This is a genomic window from Streptomyces xinghaiensis S187, assembly GCF_000220705.2.
Taxonomy (GTDB): Bacteria; Actinomycetota; Actinomycetes; order Streptomycetales; family Streptomycetaceae; genus Streptomyces; species Streptomyces xinghaiensis.
Genome location: NZ_CP023202.1, coordinates 742370 through 758047 on the forward strand (window position 1 = coordinate 742370; position 15678 = coordinate 758047).

Consider the following 15678-nt stretch of genomic DNA (forward strand, 5'->3'; position numbering starts at 1 on the left):
GCCCGCGGGAACGGGTCAGCCCGCCCCGCCGAACAGCCGGACCGCGGGCAGCGCGCGGTCGTCGTAGCCGAACAGGGCCTGGTTCTCCCAGGCGTTGCCGGAGCCCGGGTCGGCCGGGTCCCAGCCGCTGCCCGGCACGGCCGTCCAGGCCGGCTCCCAGTAGACGACTCCCAGGCCGCGCCCGTCCGGCACGTCCGCGACGGCGGCCATCACCTCGCGGAGCTGGGCCGCCTGCCCTTCGGGGGTGGCGGGGTATCCGGGGACGAGCTGGTCGCCGCGGGCGATGATGTTCTCCAGCGCGTCGTCGTTGCGGAGCGTGTGGGCGTAGGCGGTCTCGGCGACGAGCACGGGCCTGCCGTAGCGGCTCGCGGAGGCGTTCAGATTCGCCCGCAGGTCGGCCGGGGTGCCGTGCCAGTAGCCGTAGTAGGACAGGCCGATGACATCGAACGGGACGCCGTGGGCGACCGCCCGGTCGAACCACCAGCGGGTGCCCTCCAGGTCGCCGCCCTCCGCCAGGTGCAGCACGACGCGGGTGCCGGCGGACACCGACTTGGCGGCTTCCGCGCCGGCTTTCAGCAGCCCCGCGAGCTGGGGCCAGTTGTCGGTGGAGCCCTCCGGCCAGAGCATGCCGCCGTTGATCTCGTTGCCGATCTGCACCATGTCGGCCGTGGTGCCCTGGGCCTTGAGGGCGTTCAGGACGTCGTGGGTGTGGTCGCGGACGTCCCGCCTCAGCTGCTCGTAGCCGTGGGAGGACCAGGCGGCGGGCTTGTTCTGCTTCCCCGGGTCGGCCCAGGCGTCGGAGTAGTGGAAGTCGACCAGCAGCTTCATGCCCTGCGCCTTGGCGCGCCGGGCCATGGCCAGGACGTTGTCCTTGTCGTTGTAGCCGTCGGCCGGGTCCACCCAGATCTTCAGCCGTACGTAGTTCATCCCGGCCGAGCGGAGGATGGCGAGGGCGTCGCCGGCGGTGCCGTCCTCGTACCGGTAGGAGGCGCCGAACGCCTCGTTCTTGGGCAGGCTCGACAGGTCGCCGCCCCGGACCGCGAGCGGCGCGGCGGCGGGGCCGGGCTTGCGCGCGGCCGGGGCCCCGTGCGCGGCGGGGGCGGCGGCGGGCAGGGCGACGGCGGCCAGCAGCGAGCCGAGGGCGGAGAGGGCGGCTCGGCGGGTGCGGGTGGCGCGGGCGGGGCCCGGGGTGCGCCGGGGGCGCGGGGTGGTGCCTCGTGGGTGGAGCATCGTCGGCATCCCTTCGGCCATGACGGATGGGGCGGACTGGTGGTGCGGTGGTGCCGTAGCGGTTCCGTGGTGGTGCGGTGGTGCGGTTCGCGGCGGCACCGGTGCGCGAGGGCGCGGAGGTACGGGGGTGCGCCCGCGCGGGAGGGTTCGCCCGCGCGGGACGGTTCGCCGGCGCGGAGGTACGGGGGCGGAGCACGGCCGCGGGAGCCGGCGTGCCGGGAGGAGGGGCCTCCTCACTCCTGGAGCCGGACCACGGCGACCCCTCCCCCGGCCACCGCGAGCCGTCCGGAGACGGGTTCGCCGGACAGCAGTTCAGTGCCGGTGGCCCGGCCGGGCAGGGGCACCTTGGCCTCGGCCCCGGTGTGGTTGATGACGAACAGGTACTCGCCCGTGCCGCCGGCGCGCCGTACCACCTCGACGTCGCGCGGGAGTTCGTCCCGGGCGGGGATGCCGGCGTCCGCGCACACCTCGCGGAGCAGCACCCCGAGGCCGTCGGCGCCGAGCCGGGTGGAGACGTACCAGGCGGTGCCGCGGCCCAGCCGGTGGCGGGTGACGGCGGGCCGTCCCGCGGCGGGTCCGTCGGCGTAGGTCCAGACGGTTCCGGCGCCGCGCGGCACCACGGACTCCGTCCACACATCGGCGGTGAGGCGGTCCGGGTGTCCCGCGCCGCCGCCGCTGCCACCGTCGTTGTCGTTGTGGCCGCCGCCGCCGCGGCCGTCCCGCCCGCCCGCGCCGTCCCCGTCCGTCCCGCCGGCCCGGCGGAGCCCCACCCGATCGCCCTCCCCCAGGGGTGAGAACTCCTCGACGGTCAGCCCCAGCACGTCCCGCAGGGCGCCGGGGTACGGGCCGGGGTGGACCGCGTCGTGCTCGTCGACGATCCCGGAGAAGTAGGAGACGAGCAGGGTGCCGCCCTGCTCCACGTAGCGGCGGAGACTGCGGCCGGCGGCGGCCCCGGTGAGGTAGAGGGCGGGGACGACGACCAGCGGATAGGCGGAGAGACCGGCCTCCGGGTGGGCGAAGTCCACGGTGAGGTGGCGGTCGTAGAGGGCCTCGTAGAAGGTGTCGGCCCGCTCGCGGGCGTCGTGGTCCTCGCTCGGGCGCCACTCCAGGGACTGGGCCCACCAGGACTGCCAGTCCCACACCACGGCGGCGTCGGCGGCCGTCGTGCCCCCCGCGACCCCGGCGATCGACTCCAGGTCCGCGCCGAGCCGGACGACCTCCCGCCAGACCCGGGAGTCGGTGCCGGCCTGCGGCAGCATGGCGGAGTGGAACTTCTCGGCGCCGCGCCGGGACTGGCGCCACTGGAAGAACATGGCGCCGTCGGAGCCGCGCGCGATGTGGGCGAGGCTGTTGCGGGCCATCTCGCCGGGCGCCTTGGCGGGGTTGCGGGGCTGCCAGCTGACGCCGCTGGTGGAGTGTTCCAGCAGCAGCCAGGGGGAGCCGCCCGCCACGGAGCGGGTGAGGTCGGCGGCCATGGCGAGGTTGACGTGGGTCCGCCGGCCGTCGGTGATGAGGTAGTGGTCGTTGGAGACGAGATCGACCTCGCGCCCCCAGGCCCAGTAGTCGATGGACGAGCACTGGCTGAGCGCGGTCATGAAGTTGGTGGTGACGGGGATGCCCGGGGAGAGCCGGTGCAGGATGTCGCGTTCGGCGGTGAAGTTCTCCCGCAGGGTGGCGTCGGCGAAGCGGGCGTAGTCCAGCCGCTGGGCCGGGTTGCAGACGGTGGGGGTGGCGCGGGGCGGGTCGATCTGGTCGAAGCCGCCGTAGCGCTGGCCCCAGAAGGCGGTGCCCCAGGCCGCGTTGAGGGCGTCGGGCGTGCCGTACCGGGCGCGCAGCCAGCGCCGGAAGTGCTCGGCGCAGGAGTCGCAGTAGCAGGCGGAGACCGGGACGCCGTACTCGTTGTGGACGTGCCAGAGGGCGAGCGCCGGGTGGCCGGCGTAGCGGCGGGCGAGCTGTTCGGTGATGGCGGCGGCGGCGTCGCGGTAGGCGGCCGAGCTGGGGCAGATGGCGCCGCGTGAGCCGAAGGAGAGGCGCACGCCCTCCCGGGTGACGGGCAGGGCCTCGGGGTGGGCGCGGTAGAACCAGGCGGGCGGGGCGACGGTGGGGGTGCCGAGGTCCACGCGGATGCCGTGCGCGTGCAGCAGGTCCAGCAGCCGGTCGAGCCAGCCGAAGTCGTGGCGGCCGGGTTCGGGTTCGAGCAGGGCCCAGGAGAAGATCCCGGCGCTGACCATGGTCACGCCGGCCTCCCGCATCAGCCGGACGTCCTCCTGCCACACCTCCTCGGGCCACTGCTCGGGGTTGTAGTCCCCGCCGAACGCGAGTCGGGTGAGGCCCTGGGGAGGCGTGTACGGCATGGCGGGCTCCTGCTGGGGGGTAGCGGGGCATGGCACAAATCTGTGAACGTGCACAGCGCATCTCGGCGGCGCACATCCAACATAACCGCACAGCAACAACCATTGACAACTGTTGGAAATGTTTCTCTACTGTGAACGCTCACAGTTCGCCACCGCCCGTCGTCCGCCCAGGGGGCGGAGGCCCTTGCCAGGGGAGATCTCGATGCCATCCACCACGCGCCGCCGGTCGGCGGCCCTCTCCATAGCGGCAGCCCTGACCGCCGCGGCCCTCGCCGGCTGCGGCGGCGGAGGCTCGGACGACTCCGGCGCGGAGCGCTCCGGCAGTTCCGGGCCGGCCAAGCTGACGTACTGGGCCTGGGCCCCCGGCATGGACAAGGTCGTCGCCCTCTGGAACAAGGAACACCCGGACATCAGGGTCACGGTGAAGAAGCAGGCGTCCGGTGACGACCTGGTGACGAAGATCCTCACCGCCGCCAAGGCCCACGAGGCCCCGGACCTCGTGCAGGCCGAGTACCAGGCCCTGCCCACCCTCGTCAGCAGCGACGTCCTCGCCGACCTCTCCGGCAAGGAGCCGGTGAAGAGGGCCGAGAAGGAGTTCGCGCCGGGCGTCTGGCAGCAGGTGACCCTCGGCTCGGACGCGGTGTACGCCGTCCCGCAGGACTCCGGGCCGATGATGTTCTACTACCGCGAGGACCTCTTCGAGCAGTACGGCCTCGACGTCCCCGGGACCTGGGCCGAGTTCGCGGACACCGCCCGCGAACTCAGGAAGAAGGCCCCCGGGAAGGCCCTCACCACCTTCTCCGCCAACGACCCCGGCCTCTTCGCCGGACTCGCCCAGCAGGCCGGCGCGCGGTGGTGGACCACCACCGGCGAGCAGTGGAAGGTCGGCATCGACGACGCCGCCAGCCGCAAGGTCGCCGACTTCTGGGGCGGTCTCGTCGAGGAGGGTGCCGTCGGCAACCAGCCGATGTACACCCCGGCCTGGAACAAGGCGCTCAACGACGGCTCGCAGATCGCCTGGGTCAGCGCCGTCTGGGCGCCCGGCGTCCTCACCACCGCGGCGCCGGACACCAAGGGCAAGTGGGCGATGGCCCCGCTCCCCCAGTGGTCGCCCGGCGAGAACAGGACCGGCAGCTGGGGCGGCTCGACCACCGCCGTCACCCGCGACAGCGAGCACAAGCAGGCCGCCGCCGAGTTCGCCACCTGGCTCAACACCGACCCGGAGGCTCTCGCCGCCATGGTGAGGGAGGGCGGGATCTACCCGGCGGCCACCGCCGCGCAGACCGGCGGCGCACTGTCCGAGGCACCCGGCTTCTTCAGCAACCAGCCGGACTTCTACACCGAGGCGGCGGAGATCGCCAAGACCACGGCGCCCGGCGCCTGGGGCCCGAACGTCAACGTCGCCTACTCGGCCTTCCGGGACCGGTTCGGCAAGGCCGCCAAGGAGAAGTCGGACTTCGGGGCCGCGCTCGCCGCCATGGAGCGGGCCACCGTCACCGACCTGAAGAAGCAGGGCTTCGGAGTGGCCGGGTGACCCGCTCCCCCGCCGGCGCGGCCTCCGGGCCGCGCCGGGCCCCGTACCTCTTCCTTCTCCCGGGCGCCGCCCTGTTCGTCCTCTTCCTCGCGCTGCCCATCGGCTACGCCCTCTACCTCAGCCTCCGCAGGACCGAGGTCAAGGGGCTGGGCCTGGGCTCCGGCGCCCGCCAGGAGGTGTGGGCCGGACTCGCCAACTACACCGCGGCGCTCACCGACCCGGAACTGCTGAACGGCGCCCTGCGGGTGCTGGGCTACGGCCTCGTCGTCATCCCGGCCATGCTGGGCCTCGCCCTGCTCTTCGCCCTGATGCTGGACGCCGACCGGCGCGGCCGGCGGGACACGGCCCTCCGCGGCTTCGCCCGGCTCTCGATCTTCCTGCCGTACGCGGTGCCCGGGGTCGTCTCGGCGCTGCTGTGGGGCTTCCTCTACCTGCCGTCGGTCAGCCCCTTCCACTACGCGCTGGAGCGGGCGGGCCTGCCCGGACCGGATCTCTTCAGCGGCGGGGCCCTCTATGCCGCGCTGGCCAATATCGCCGTCTGGGGCGGCACCGGCTTCAACATGATCGTGATCTACACGGCGCTGCGCGCGATACCGGCGGAAGTGTACGAGGCCGCGCGGCTCGACGGCTGCTCGCAGTGGCAGATCGCCCTGCGCCTCAAGATCCCCATGGTGACGCCCTCGCTGATCCTCACCTTCTTCTTCTCCCTGATCGCCACCCTCCAGGTGTTCAGCGAGCCGACCACCCTGAGGCCGCTCACCAACGCCGTGCCCAGCGACTGGAGTCCGCTGATGAAGATCCACCAGGACGCCTTCGCCCGGGGCGACCTGCACACGGCCGCCGCCGGCGCGGTGGTCATCGCCGCCGTCACCCTGCTGCTGTCCTTCGGCTTCCTGAGAGCCGCCAACTCCCGCTCCCACCAGGACTCACGATGAGCGCCACCGCCACCGCCGTCCGCGCCGCCACGGCGGCTCCCCGCGGCCGCCGCCGCCCGGCCGGCCGGATCCCCACCGCGGTGCTGCTCCTGGGTGCCGCCTACTGCCTGCTGCCGGTCGCCTGGGTCGTGGTGGCCGCCACCAAGTCGGGCAGCGAACTCTTCTCCACCTTCACCTTCCTGCCCGGTTCGGGCCTCGCGGAGAACGTGGCCGAGCTGTCGGCCTACCGCGACGGCGTCTACTGGCGGTGGATGGCCAACTCCGCGCTCTACGCCGGCGTGGGCGCCCTGCTGTCCACGGCCGTCTCCGCGCTGAGCGGCTACGCGCTGGCGCTGCACCGCTTCCGCGGCCGTGAGGTGATCTTCAACGTGCTGATCGCGGGCGTGCTGATGCCGCCCGTCATCCTCGCCATACCGCAGTATCTGCTGCTGGCGAAGGCGGGGATGGCCGACAGCTATGTGTCCGTGCTGCTGCCGAGCATCCTCTCCCCCTACGGCATCTACCTCGCCCGGATCTACGCCGCCGCCGCGGTGCCCTCCGACATCGTGGAGGCGGGCCGCATCGACGGCGCCGGGGAGTGGCGGCTCTTCCGGTCCGTGGCGCTGCCGATGATGCTGCCGGGGCTGGTGACCGTCTTCCTCTTCCAGTCCGTGGCCATCTGGAACAACTTCATGCTGCCGTACATCATGCTCGGTGACGACGAGAAGTTCCCGGTCACGGTGGGGTTGTTCACGCTGCTCCAGCAGGGCGCCTCCGCGCCCGCGCTCTACACCCTGGTGATCACCGGCGCGCTGCTCTCCGTCATCCCGCTGATCGCGCTCTTCCTGGTGATCCAGCGCTTCTGGAGCCTCGACCTGCTCTCGGGGGCCGTGAAGTCCTGACCGCCGGGGACCACAGCGGATCACCGTAGAGTCGGGACCGCAGAACCACCCGGGAACCACCGGGGAACGGACAGAGGAAGCAGCCGCATGAGCACCACGGGGCGACGCCGCCCACCGACCATCCACGACGTCGCCCGGGAGGCGGGCGTCTCGCGCGGCACGGTGTCGCGGGTGCTCAACGGCGGGCACAACGTCAGCCCCGCCTCGGCGGACGCCGTCAACGCCGCGATCCGCAAGACGGGTTACGTCGTCAACCGGCACGCCCGCAGTCTCATCACCGGCCGTTCCGACTCGGTGGCGTTCCTGCTGACCGAACCGCAGGAGCGGTTCTTCGAGGACCCCAACTTCAATGTGCTGCTGCGCGGCTGCACCCAGGCGCTGGCCGCACACGACATCCCGCTGCTGCTGATGATCGCCGGGACGGAGGCGGAGCGGCGCCGGATCAGCCGCTACATCACCGCCGGGCACGTGGACGGGGTGCTGCTGGTCTCCAGCCACTCCGGGAACCCCATGGCCGAGCGGCTGGTGAAGGCGCGCATACCGGTGGTGGCCTGCGGCAAGCCCCTGGGGCAGGGGGCCCGGATCGCGTATGTGGCCGCCGACGACCGGGACGGGGCCCGGGAGATGGTGCGCCATCTCGCCACGAGCGGACGGCGCCGCATCGCGACGGTCACCGGTCCGCCGGACACCCCCGGCGGGGTCGAGCGGCTGGCGGGCTACCGGGAGTCCCTGGCCGAGGCCGGGCTGCCGGCCGACGAACGGCTCGTCGCCGAGGGCGACTACAGCCGGGCCGGCGGCGAGCGGGCCATGGCGGAGCTGCTGCGGCGGGCCCCGGACGTGGACGCCGTGTTCGTCGCCTCCGACCTGATGGCGCAGGGGGCGCTGACCGCCCTGGAGAGGGCCGGCCGCCGGGTGCCCGAGGACGTGGCGGTCGGCGGTTTCGACGACTCGCCCGCCGCTCTCGGGACGCGCCCGCCGCTGACCACGATCCGCCAGCCCTGGGACCGGATCAGCACGGAGATGGTGCGGGTGCTCCTCGGCCGGATCGCCGGGGAGGACCCGTCGGCGGTGATCCTGCCGACCGAACTCGTCCGGCGCGACTCGGCCTGAGCCGTGCCCCGGCCCTGGGGCGGGAAGGACTGCCGGGCCCGCCCCGGCACGGCCCCCGGCTCAGCCTGCCCCGGGCGCCCGTCCGCCGCGTCCCGACCTCGTCGTGTACCACCAGCGGAGACCGGTAACCGCTCAGCGGTGCGTTTCCGCCGTTGCCGAGTGGCCTGATCCGGCGTCCGGCCTTCCCGTGTCCGGCACGGACAGCGCTGTCATCTCCGGCGCGCCAGGCGTCTCCGCCGCCACTTCCGGCCAGCACCGCCCCGCACACATGCGCCGAAAAGCGCCGGGTTGATGTGCATTCGGGCGGGGTTCTCGGCAGACTCCGGAAGCGTAGAAACCGGCACAACAAGCGAAAGGAAAACGCATCATGAGGAACCGTGCGAAAACGGCGTTAGCCGGCACCCTGGTGGCGGCGATCGCGGCCCTCGGTCCCCTGGGCGGCACGGCTCACGCCGGGGACTCCTCGCTCTACGCGCCCTCGGACCTCGTCCTCACCATCGCGCACGGGGAGGACGCGTCCTCCGTGGCCCCGGAACGCGCGGTGACCCTCACCTGTGAGCCGCGGGCCACGGGCACGCACCCCTCCCCGCAGGAGGCCTGCGTGCTTCTCGGGGACGCCGGGGGCGACGTGGACGCGATCGCGCCGCCGGCGGAGCCCGAGCTGTGCACCTACCAGTACGACCCGGTCGTCGTCACCATTCGGGGCGTCTGGCAGGGCCAGCGCATCGAGGAGGAGCGCACCTTCGGCAACGAGTGCGTGATGCGGGCCGAGACCGGGGCCGTCTTCGACTTCTGAGCCCGCGCTCCCCCTGTCCGTCCCCGGGCTCCCGAGGAGCCCGGCGGGCGGCACCGGCGCGCCTCTGCCGCGCTGCACCGCCAACTCCCCCGCGCGGCAAGGGGATCGCGGCCGGACGGGTGTTCTTCCGCGGAGGCGCGGAACGGGTGAGGATACTCCCTGGCGCACGCACCGGGCACATCCCCCACACCACGCCCCGCACCCGACGAGGAGCCTGTTCGTGTTGAGAAGAAGCCCGCTGACCGCCCTGCTCGCGGCCCTGCTGTCGCTGTCCTTCGCCACCGCCGCCGCGCCCGCCTCCGGCGGCCCGGGCTCCGGCCACGGGCACGGGCACGGCCACGGCCACGGGAAGCACCACGGCAAGGGCCACCACCACTCCAGGGGCACCTGCACGGACGACCCCGCGCTCCTGTTCTGCGAGGACTTCGAGTCCCTGCCGCCGGGCGAGGCCGGCAGCCCCCACTGGGAGACCGACACCGAGAACGGCACCCTGACCGTCGAGCCGTACCCGGGGAGACATCGGGCCGGGCAGCATCTGCGCGTCCGCACCGAGGGCAACGGCAAGGCGTTCCTCGCGGTCACGGACCTGGCCCCGCCCGGCAACAGCTTCTGGGGCCGGGTCCGGCTGCGCGTCGCGGCCTTCCCCACCGCCCCGGACTGGGCCCACTGGACGATGGTCGAGGCCACCGGCCGCGGCCCCGGTTACATCCGCCCGCTCGGCGGGCAGTACGTGCCCTCCGCCGGGAAGAACCTGTGGGGCGTCGGCTCCGACGGCGGCCCGACCGGCGACTGGACGGCCTGGCAGGAGTCGGCCCCGGCGCGGGCCGGGATCTGGAGCTGCGTGGAGTGGCGGATGGACGCCTCCGACAACCGCATCGAGGTCTGGTTCGACGGCGAGCCCCAGCCCGATCTCACCGTCGACACCCGCGACCACGGGGGCGCCGAGGTGGACTTCGTCTTCCCGGAGTTCGACACGGTGAAGTTCGGCTGGCAGCTCTACCAGGGCGATCCCTCACCGTCCGGCTATGACGTGCGGATGGACGACCTCGCCCTCGGCACGGAGCGCGTCGGCTGCGGGCGCTGACCGCCCCCGGCGGAGGGCCCCGGCCCCGGTCCCGGCCCCATCCCCGTCACTGGATCTGCCGCCGCACCAGTTCGTGGAAGAGGCCGGTGGTGTCGGCGAGCAGGTCCGCGGGACGGCCCTGCTGGACGACGCGGCCCTCCGCCATGACCACGACCCGGTCGGCGTCCATGACGGTGGAGAGCCGGTGGGCGATGACCACGCGGGTGGCGCGGAGTTCGCGGGTGCTCTCCGTGACGATGCGCTGGGTCTCGTTGTCCAGCGCGCTGGTCGCCTCGTCGAAGAAGAGGATCCGGGGCCGGCGGATGAGGGCCTGCGCGATCATCAGCCGCTGCCGCTGCCCTCCGGAGACGGTGCCGCCGCCGTCGGAGAGCACGGTGTGCATGCCCATCGGCATCCGCTGGATGTCCTCGGCCAGCCCGGCGAGGCGGGCGGCCTCCCACGCCTCCTCCAGGGAGAAGTTCTCGGCGCCGCGGATGCAGTCGAGGACGGAGCCGGAGAAGGGCTGCGCGTTCTGCAGGACGACGCCGCACTGGCGGCGGACGGCGGCCTGGTCGAGCGCGGCCAGGTCCTGGCCGTCGTAGAGGACCTCGCCGGAGGCGGGCCGGTCGAAGCCGATGAGCAGCCGCAGCAGGGTGGACTTGCCGCAGCCGCTGGCCCCCACGACGGCCACGAACTCGCCCGGTTCCACCCGGAAGGAGACGTCGTCCAGGACGAGCGGCCCGTCCTCGGTGTAGCGGAAGGAGAGCTGCCGGGCCTCGATGGCGCCGGAGAGGGCGCCGGGCCGGGTCGAGCCGCCGCGGACCTCGGGCAGCGCCCGGAAGACCGGCCGGACCTGTTCGAACATCGGCAGGACGGCCGCGGCGGAGATCAGCGCCCCGGTCAGCTGGGTGACCGAGCTCAGCATCATCGTCACGGCGGTGTTGAAGGTGAGGAAGCCGCTCGGTGAGAGGGCGCCGCGGGCCGGCCCGGCGAGCAGCATGAACATGATGAGGGTGCAGAGCGGCAGGTAGACCGCGTTGAGAACGGTGATGAGGTTCTTGATCCGGCCCACGCGCTGCTGGAGCTCGCGGCTGCGGGCGAACTTGCGCGCCCAGGCGGCGTAGGCGAAGCTCTCGGCGGCGGCGACACGCAGCTTGGGCAGCCCGCGCAGGGTCTGGAACGCCTGGTTGTTCAGCTTGTTGCCGAGGACCACGAGTCTGCGCTGCCAGCGCAGCTGCCACAGCCCCATGCCGAGGAACAGCGCGGCGATGACGACGAGCATGGCGACGGCCACCAGGGCCAGCTCGACGCTGAAGAGCAGCAGCAGCACGAGGTTGACGGCGCCGACCGTGCCGGCCTGGACGAGCACCGAACTGATCCCGGACAGCACCTTGCGGATGGAGCTGATGCCCATCGCCGCGCTCGCGAGCTCACCGGTGGAGCGCTCGGCGAAGAACCGGGTCGGCAGGCGCAGCAGCCGGTCCCAGACGGCGGGTTGCAGGGTGGCCTCGACGCGGCCCTCCATGCGGAGGATGGCGGTGTTCTGCAGCAGCATGAAGGCGGCGGCGACCACGGCGCTGACGATCAGCGCCAGGGAGACCTGGACGATCAGGCCGTTCTCGGCGGCCGGGACGTACACACCGAGGACCTGTCCGGTGGCGAGGGGCACCAGCGTGCCCAGGCCGACGGCGACCAGTCCGCCCAGTGCCAGGTTGCGCAGGTCGGCGCGGGTGCCGCGGAGGCTGAAGAGCAGCAGCCGCCAGGCGGGCAGCGGCTCGTCGGGCAGCGGCCGGTAGAACATGACGGCGCGGTCGTCGAACTCGGCGGCGTTGTCCCTGCCGACGCGCCACCGCTCGCCGCTCGCGGGGTCCACGGCCTCGTAACGGCCGCGGTGCCACAGCAGCGCCACCGGGTCGCCGTCGTCGGACCAGTACCCGACCAGGGGGCCGGAGTTGTCGCGCCACCAGCTGCCGGTGAGCCGGACGTCGCGGGTGCGGAAGCCGGAGCTCAGGGCGGTGCGTTCGACGGGGTCGAGCCTGCTCTCGGGCGCCCCGCCGGTGTCGGGATCGGTCACGGGGATCCGGGCCGCGGCGGCGACCGTGCGGCAGACGGCGAGGGCGGCGTCGTCGGTGCCGGCGGCCGTGCCGGACGGGGCTCCGCGGCGGCGCGGCCGGCCGATGGAGTTCAGCAGGGCCCGGTCGGCGCTCTCCCGTTCGGCCTCGCCGGCCTGGATACCGGCGGCGGTGCGGTCCTCGTGGGCGCGTTCGAGCCGTTCGATCCAGCGGTCCAGGGCGGACAGCAGCCGCGTCTGCTGGTTGACCATGTCCTGCCACAGCACGCCGTCGATGAGCAGGTCGGCGGCGGTGTCCGCGCCGTAGGCGGAGCCGTACTGGACGCTGCCGGGGGCCATGGACATCCACAGGATGTTCTCGTCGCCGGTACCGGCCGCGTCCTGGGACGCGCCCGTTCCGTGGCCGCCGTCCGGGCCGTCCGCGTCCCCGTCCCCGGAGGGCTGCGGGGTCGGGTGCTGCCCGTCGAAGGGGGCTTCGAAGAGGACGCGCAGGCTGCGCCCGTAGCCGCGGGCGAAGGCGTCGTCCAGCGGGCTGAGGACCGGCTCGTGGGCGGGGTGCGTCCACGGGGTGCCGTGCGCGTCGTAGCCGGCGTGGGTGGCGTGGGTGCCGTGGGTGCCGTGGGTGTCGTACGTGCCGTACGGGTCGGTGTACGGGTCCGCGTACGGCTCACCGGGGTGGCCGTACTGTGCGTAGCCGCCGTAGGGGCTGTACGGGTCGCCGCCGCCGTGTCCCGCCTGCTCTCCGTACGGTTCGTACGCGCCGTACGGCCCCGGCCCGGGGCGGTGCAGCTCGCGGAGCTGGATGCGGCGCAGCACGCAGTTCTGGAGCGGCCGGCCCACGAGGGTGTGCCGCGGGCCGTCGACGGGGCCGAGCAGCAGGGTGCCGGTCTCCAGCCGGCCGAGGAAGTGCCAGTGGCCCTGCCGGCCGGCGTCGACGGCGAAGAGGTCCATGGCGCCGGCGGTGACCAGCCACAGCACCTGCGGGCCTTCGAGCCCGAGGCTGCGGGCGGTGGTGTGGTCGACGGGGGTGCCGAGACCGCCCATGGCCGCGACGACCACATCGGCGGGTGAGGGGGCGGCGGGCGGGGCCCCGGAGAGCCCGGCCCCGTCGCCGGTGCCGGTGCCGGTGCCGGAGACGCCGGTCGCGTCGGCCCCGGCCCCGTGACCGCCGGCACCGTAGCCGCCGGTTCCGGCCGGGGCGGGGCCGGGGGCCGGGACGGGGCCGGTGGCGGTGAGGGCGGAGCCGTCGGAGGAGGGGTGGGGTGATGCCACGTCAGTGCTCCCTGACCAGGGCGGCGTACGCCCCGCCGGCGGCGGCCAGGTGCTCGTGCCGGCCGCGCTCCACGACGGTGCCGCGGTCGAGGACGACGATCTCGTCGCTGTCCCGCACGGTGCTCAGCCGGTGCGCGATGACGACGCAGGCGCAGCCGCGCCGCCGCAGGTTGTCGATGATGATCTGTTCGGTCTCGGCGTCGAGGGCGCTGGTCACCTCGTCGAGGACGAGGACGCTGGGGCGCCGGACGAGGGCGCGGGCGATCTCCAGCCGCTGCCGCTGCCCGCCGGAGAAGTTGCGGCCGTCCTGCTCGACCCGGCTGTGGATGCCCCCGGGCCGGCGGGCGACGGTGTCGTACACCGCGGCGTCCCGGAGGGCGGCGACGACGGCCTCTTCCGGGATGGAGGGGTCCCAGAGGGCCACGTTGTCGCGGACCGTGCCCTCGAAGAGGAAGACGTCCTGGTCGACGAAGGAGACGGAGGCGGACAGCGCGCTGCGCGGGATCTCGTCCAGCCGCCGCCCGTCGATGCGGATGACGCCCTCCCAGGGCTGGTAGAGGCCGGAGATCAGCCGGGAGACGGTGGACTTGCCGCTGCCGGAGCCGCCGACGAGGGCGACCTGGCGGCCCGGTCCGACCTCCAGGGAGAAGCCGTTCAGCAGCGGCTTGTCGAGCGGGCTGTAGCCGAAGGTGACGTTCTCCAGGGTGACGTGGCCGCGGAGCCGCTTGGTGCTGGCGGGTGGTTCGCGCCGGGTGTAGAGGGTGTCGGCGGGGAAGTTCTCGACGTCCTTGAGGCGGGCCACGTCGGCGGCGAAGTCCTGGAGCCGGCCGGCGACGCCGTTGAGCCGGGTGAGCGGGGCGGTGAAGTTGGTGACGAGGGCCTGGAAGGCCACGAGCAGGCCGATGGAGACGGCGCCCTCCACGGCCCGCTGCCCGCCGATGAGGAGGATCAGCGCGCTGTTGAGGGTGGCGAGGGTGGGGGCGACGACGGCCAGGAAGGCGCTGGGCACGCCGAGCCGCTGCTGGGTGTCGAGGGTGGTGGCGTGCTGCCCGGCCCAGCGGCGGAACCAGCCGTTCTCGCCGCCGGTGGCCTTCATGGTCTCGATCAGCTGGAGGCCGCTGTAGGAGGTGTTGGTGAGCCGGGCGCTGTCGGCGCGGAGCTTCTGGGTGCCGACGGAGCGCAGGTGCATCACGACGCGCAGGGCGACCACGTTGAGCAGGGCGATGCCGATGCCGACCACCGTGAGCTGGGGGTCGTAGCTCCACAGCAGTACGGCGTAGAGGACCACGACGACGACGTCGACGCCGGCGGCCGCGAGGTCCCGGGCCAGCGTCTCGGCGACGGTGTCGTTGGACTGCAGGCGCTGGACGAGGTCGGCCGGGTTGCGCTGGGAGTAGAACGTGACCGGCAGCCGCAGGAGGTGGCGCAGGAAGCGGGCGCTGCCGAGGGTGGAGGAGATGATGCGGCCGCGCAGCAGGTTGGCCTGCTGCAGTCCGGTGAGGACGGCCGTGAGGACCACCATCGTGCCCATGGCGGCGAAGAGGACGCCGAGCAGCGAGGTCTGGTCCCCGAAAAGGAACATGTCGATATAGGTACGGCTGAGCGCGGGGACGGCGGCGCCGACGAGGACGAGCAGGAAGCTGGCGACGAGCGCGGCCAGCAGGGTGCCGCTGGTGCCGCGGAGCCGTACGGGCATGGCGCCGAGGATGCCCGGCCTGCGGCCGCCCCGGCGGAACCCCTCACCGGGTTCGAAGACGAGGACGACGCCGGTGAAGCTGGTGTCGAAGTCCTCCGGGGAGACGTAACGGCGGCCGCGGGCGGGGTCGTTGATGCGGACCATGCGGCGGCCGAAGCGGCGCACCGTCCCCTCGTAGACCACGTAGTGGTTGAACTCCCAGAAAAGGATGGCCGGTGCCCGCACCTCGGCGAGGGCGGCGGGCTCCATCTGCATGCCCTTGGCGGTGAGGCCGTAACTCCGGGCGGCCTTGAGGAGGTTGCTGGCCCGGGAGCCGTCGCGGGACACTCCGCAGGCGATGCGGAGCTCCTCCAGCGGGACGTGCTTGCCGTGGTGGCCGAGCACCATGGCCAGGGACGCGGCGCCGCACTCCACGGCCTCCATCTGGAGGACGACGGGGCTGCGGACGCTCCTCGGCACCCGGGCGCGCTGCTTCTTCCCGCCGCCCCGCGGCTGCCTGCGGCCGCCCTTGCCGCGGCCCCTCGGCGGCGCGTCCCGGCGGGCGCGGTCCGCGCGGCGGCGGCCGTCGGCGGGCGGGCGGCGGCGGCCGTGTCCGGGGAGCTGCGCCCGGGGGGCGGGGGCCGTCCCCTCGGCGGGCGCGGCGGGCCCGGCAGGTCCGGCGGGCGCGGCAGCCCCGGCCGGGGTGGCGGCCCCGGCGGCGGCCGGAGCCGGCCCGGCGGCGGGCATGGCGGCGGGC

The 15678-nt window shown here is 73.7% G+C and carries 10 protein-coding genes; 6 read left to right on the forward strand and 4 right to left on the reverse strand.

Annotated elements, in window-relative coordinates; all coding sequences use genetic code 11:
- Window positions 1-15 precede the first annotated feature (15 nt).
- Window positions 16-1230, reverse strand: coding sequence for a glycoside hydrolase family 53 protein (locus SXIN_RS03215; RefSeq protein ID WP_238153660.1), 1215 nt, complete (start codon window positions 1228-1230; stop codon window positions 16-18).
- 233 nt (window positions 1231-1463) lie between these two features.
- Complete coding sequence (locus tag SXIN_RS03220) at window positions 1464-3584, reverse strand: beta-galactosidase (RefSeq protein WP_095756564.1); 2121 nt, start codon at window positions 3582-3584, stop codon at window positions 1464-1466.
- A gap of 202 nt (window positions 3585-3786) precedes the next feature.
- On the opposite strand from SXIN_RS03220, the gene SXIN_RS03225 reads away from it, so the two are divergent.
- The 6 genes from SXIN_RS03225 to SXIN_RS03250 all read left to right on the forward strand — a co-directional run bounded on the left by SXIN_RS03225 (window position 3787) and on the right by SXIN_RS03250 (window position 9924).
- Complete coding sequence (locus SXIN_RS03225) at window positions 3787-5118, forward strand: ABC transporter substrate-binding protein (protein WP_019710539.1); 1332 nt, start codon at window positions 3787-3789, stop codon at window positions 5116-5118.
- A complete protein-coding gene (locus tag SXIN_RS03230; protein WP_019710540.1) occupies window positions 5115-6053 on the forward strand; it encodes a carbohydrate ABC transporter permease in 939 nt (312 codons plus the stop codon). Before SXIN_RS03225 ends, SXIN_RS03230 begins: the two co-directional genes overlap by 4 nt.
- A complete protein-coding gene (locus SXIN_RS03235) occupies window positions 6050-6934 on the forward strand; it encodes a carbohydrate ABC transporter permease (RefSeq protein WP_019710541.1) in 885 nt (294 codons plus the stop codon). The genes SXIN_RS03230 and SXIN_RS03235 overlap by 4 nt, the downstream gene beginning before the upstream one ends.
- An 87-nt stretch (window positions 6935-7021) precedes the next feature.
- Entirely contained in the window at window positions 7022-8044 is a 1023-nt protein-coding gene (locus SXIN_RS03240) for a LacI family DNA-binding transcriptional regulator (RefSeq protein ID WP_095756565.1), read from the forward strand.
- 367 nt (window positions 8045-8411) lie between these two features.
- A complete protein-coding gene (locus SXIN_RS03245) occupies window positions 8412-8840 on the forward strand; it encodes a subtilase-type protease inhibitor (protein WP_039822904.1) in 429 nt (142 codons plus the stop codon).
- Window positions 8841-9060: 220 nt separating this feature from the next.
- Window positions 9061-9924 (forward strand): hypothetical protein, encoded by an 864-nt coding sequence (locus tag SXIN_RS03250; protein WP_337589343.1) that lies wholly within the window; start codon window positions 9061-9063, stop codon window positions 9922-9924.
- Window positions 9925-9970: 46 nt separating this feature from the next.
- Here SXIN_RS03250 and SXIN_RS03255 read toward each other — a convergent pair whose 3' ends face one another.
- The gene (locus SXIN_RS03255; RefSeq protein ID WP_095757901.1) at window positions 9971-13018 is read right to left on the reverse strand and encodes an NHLP bacteriocin export ABC transporter permease/ATPase subunit; all 3048 of its coding nucleotides are present in this window, start codon (window positions 13016-13018) and stop codon (window positions 9971-9973) included.
- Between the two features lie 229 nt (window positions 13019-13247).
- The gene (locus SXIN_RS03260) at window positions 13248-15668 is read right to left on the reverse strand and encodes an NHLP family bacteriocin export ABC transporter peptidase/permease/ATPase subunit (RefSeq protein WP_095757902.1); all 2421 of its coding nucleotides are present in this window, start codon (window positions 15666-15668) and stop codon (window positions 13248-13250) included.
- Window positions 15669-15678 lie beyond the last annotated feature (10 nt).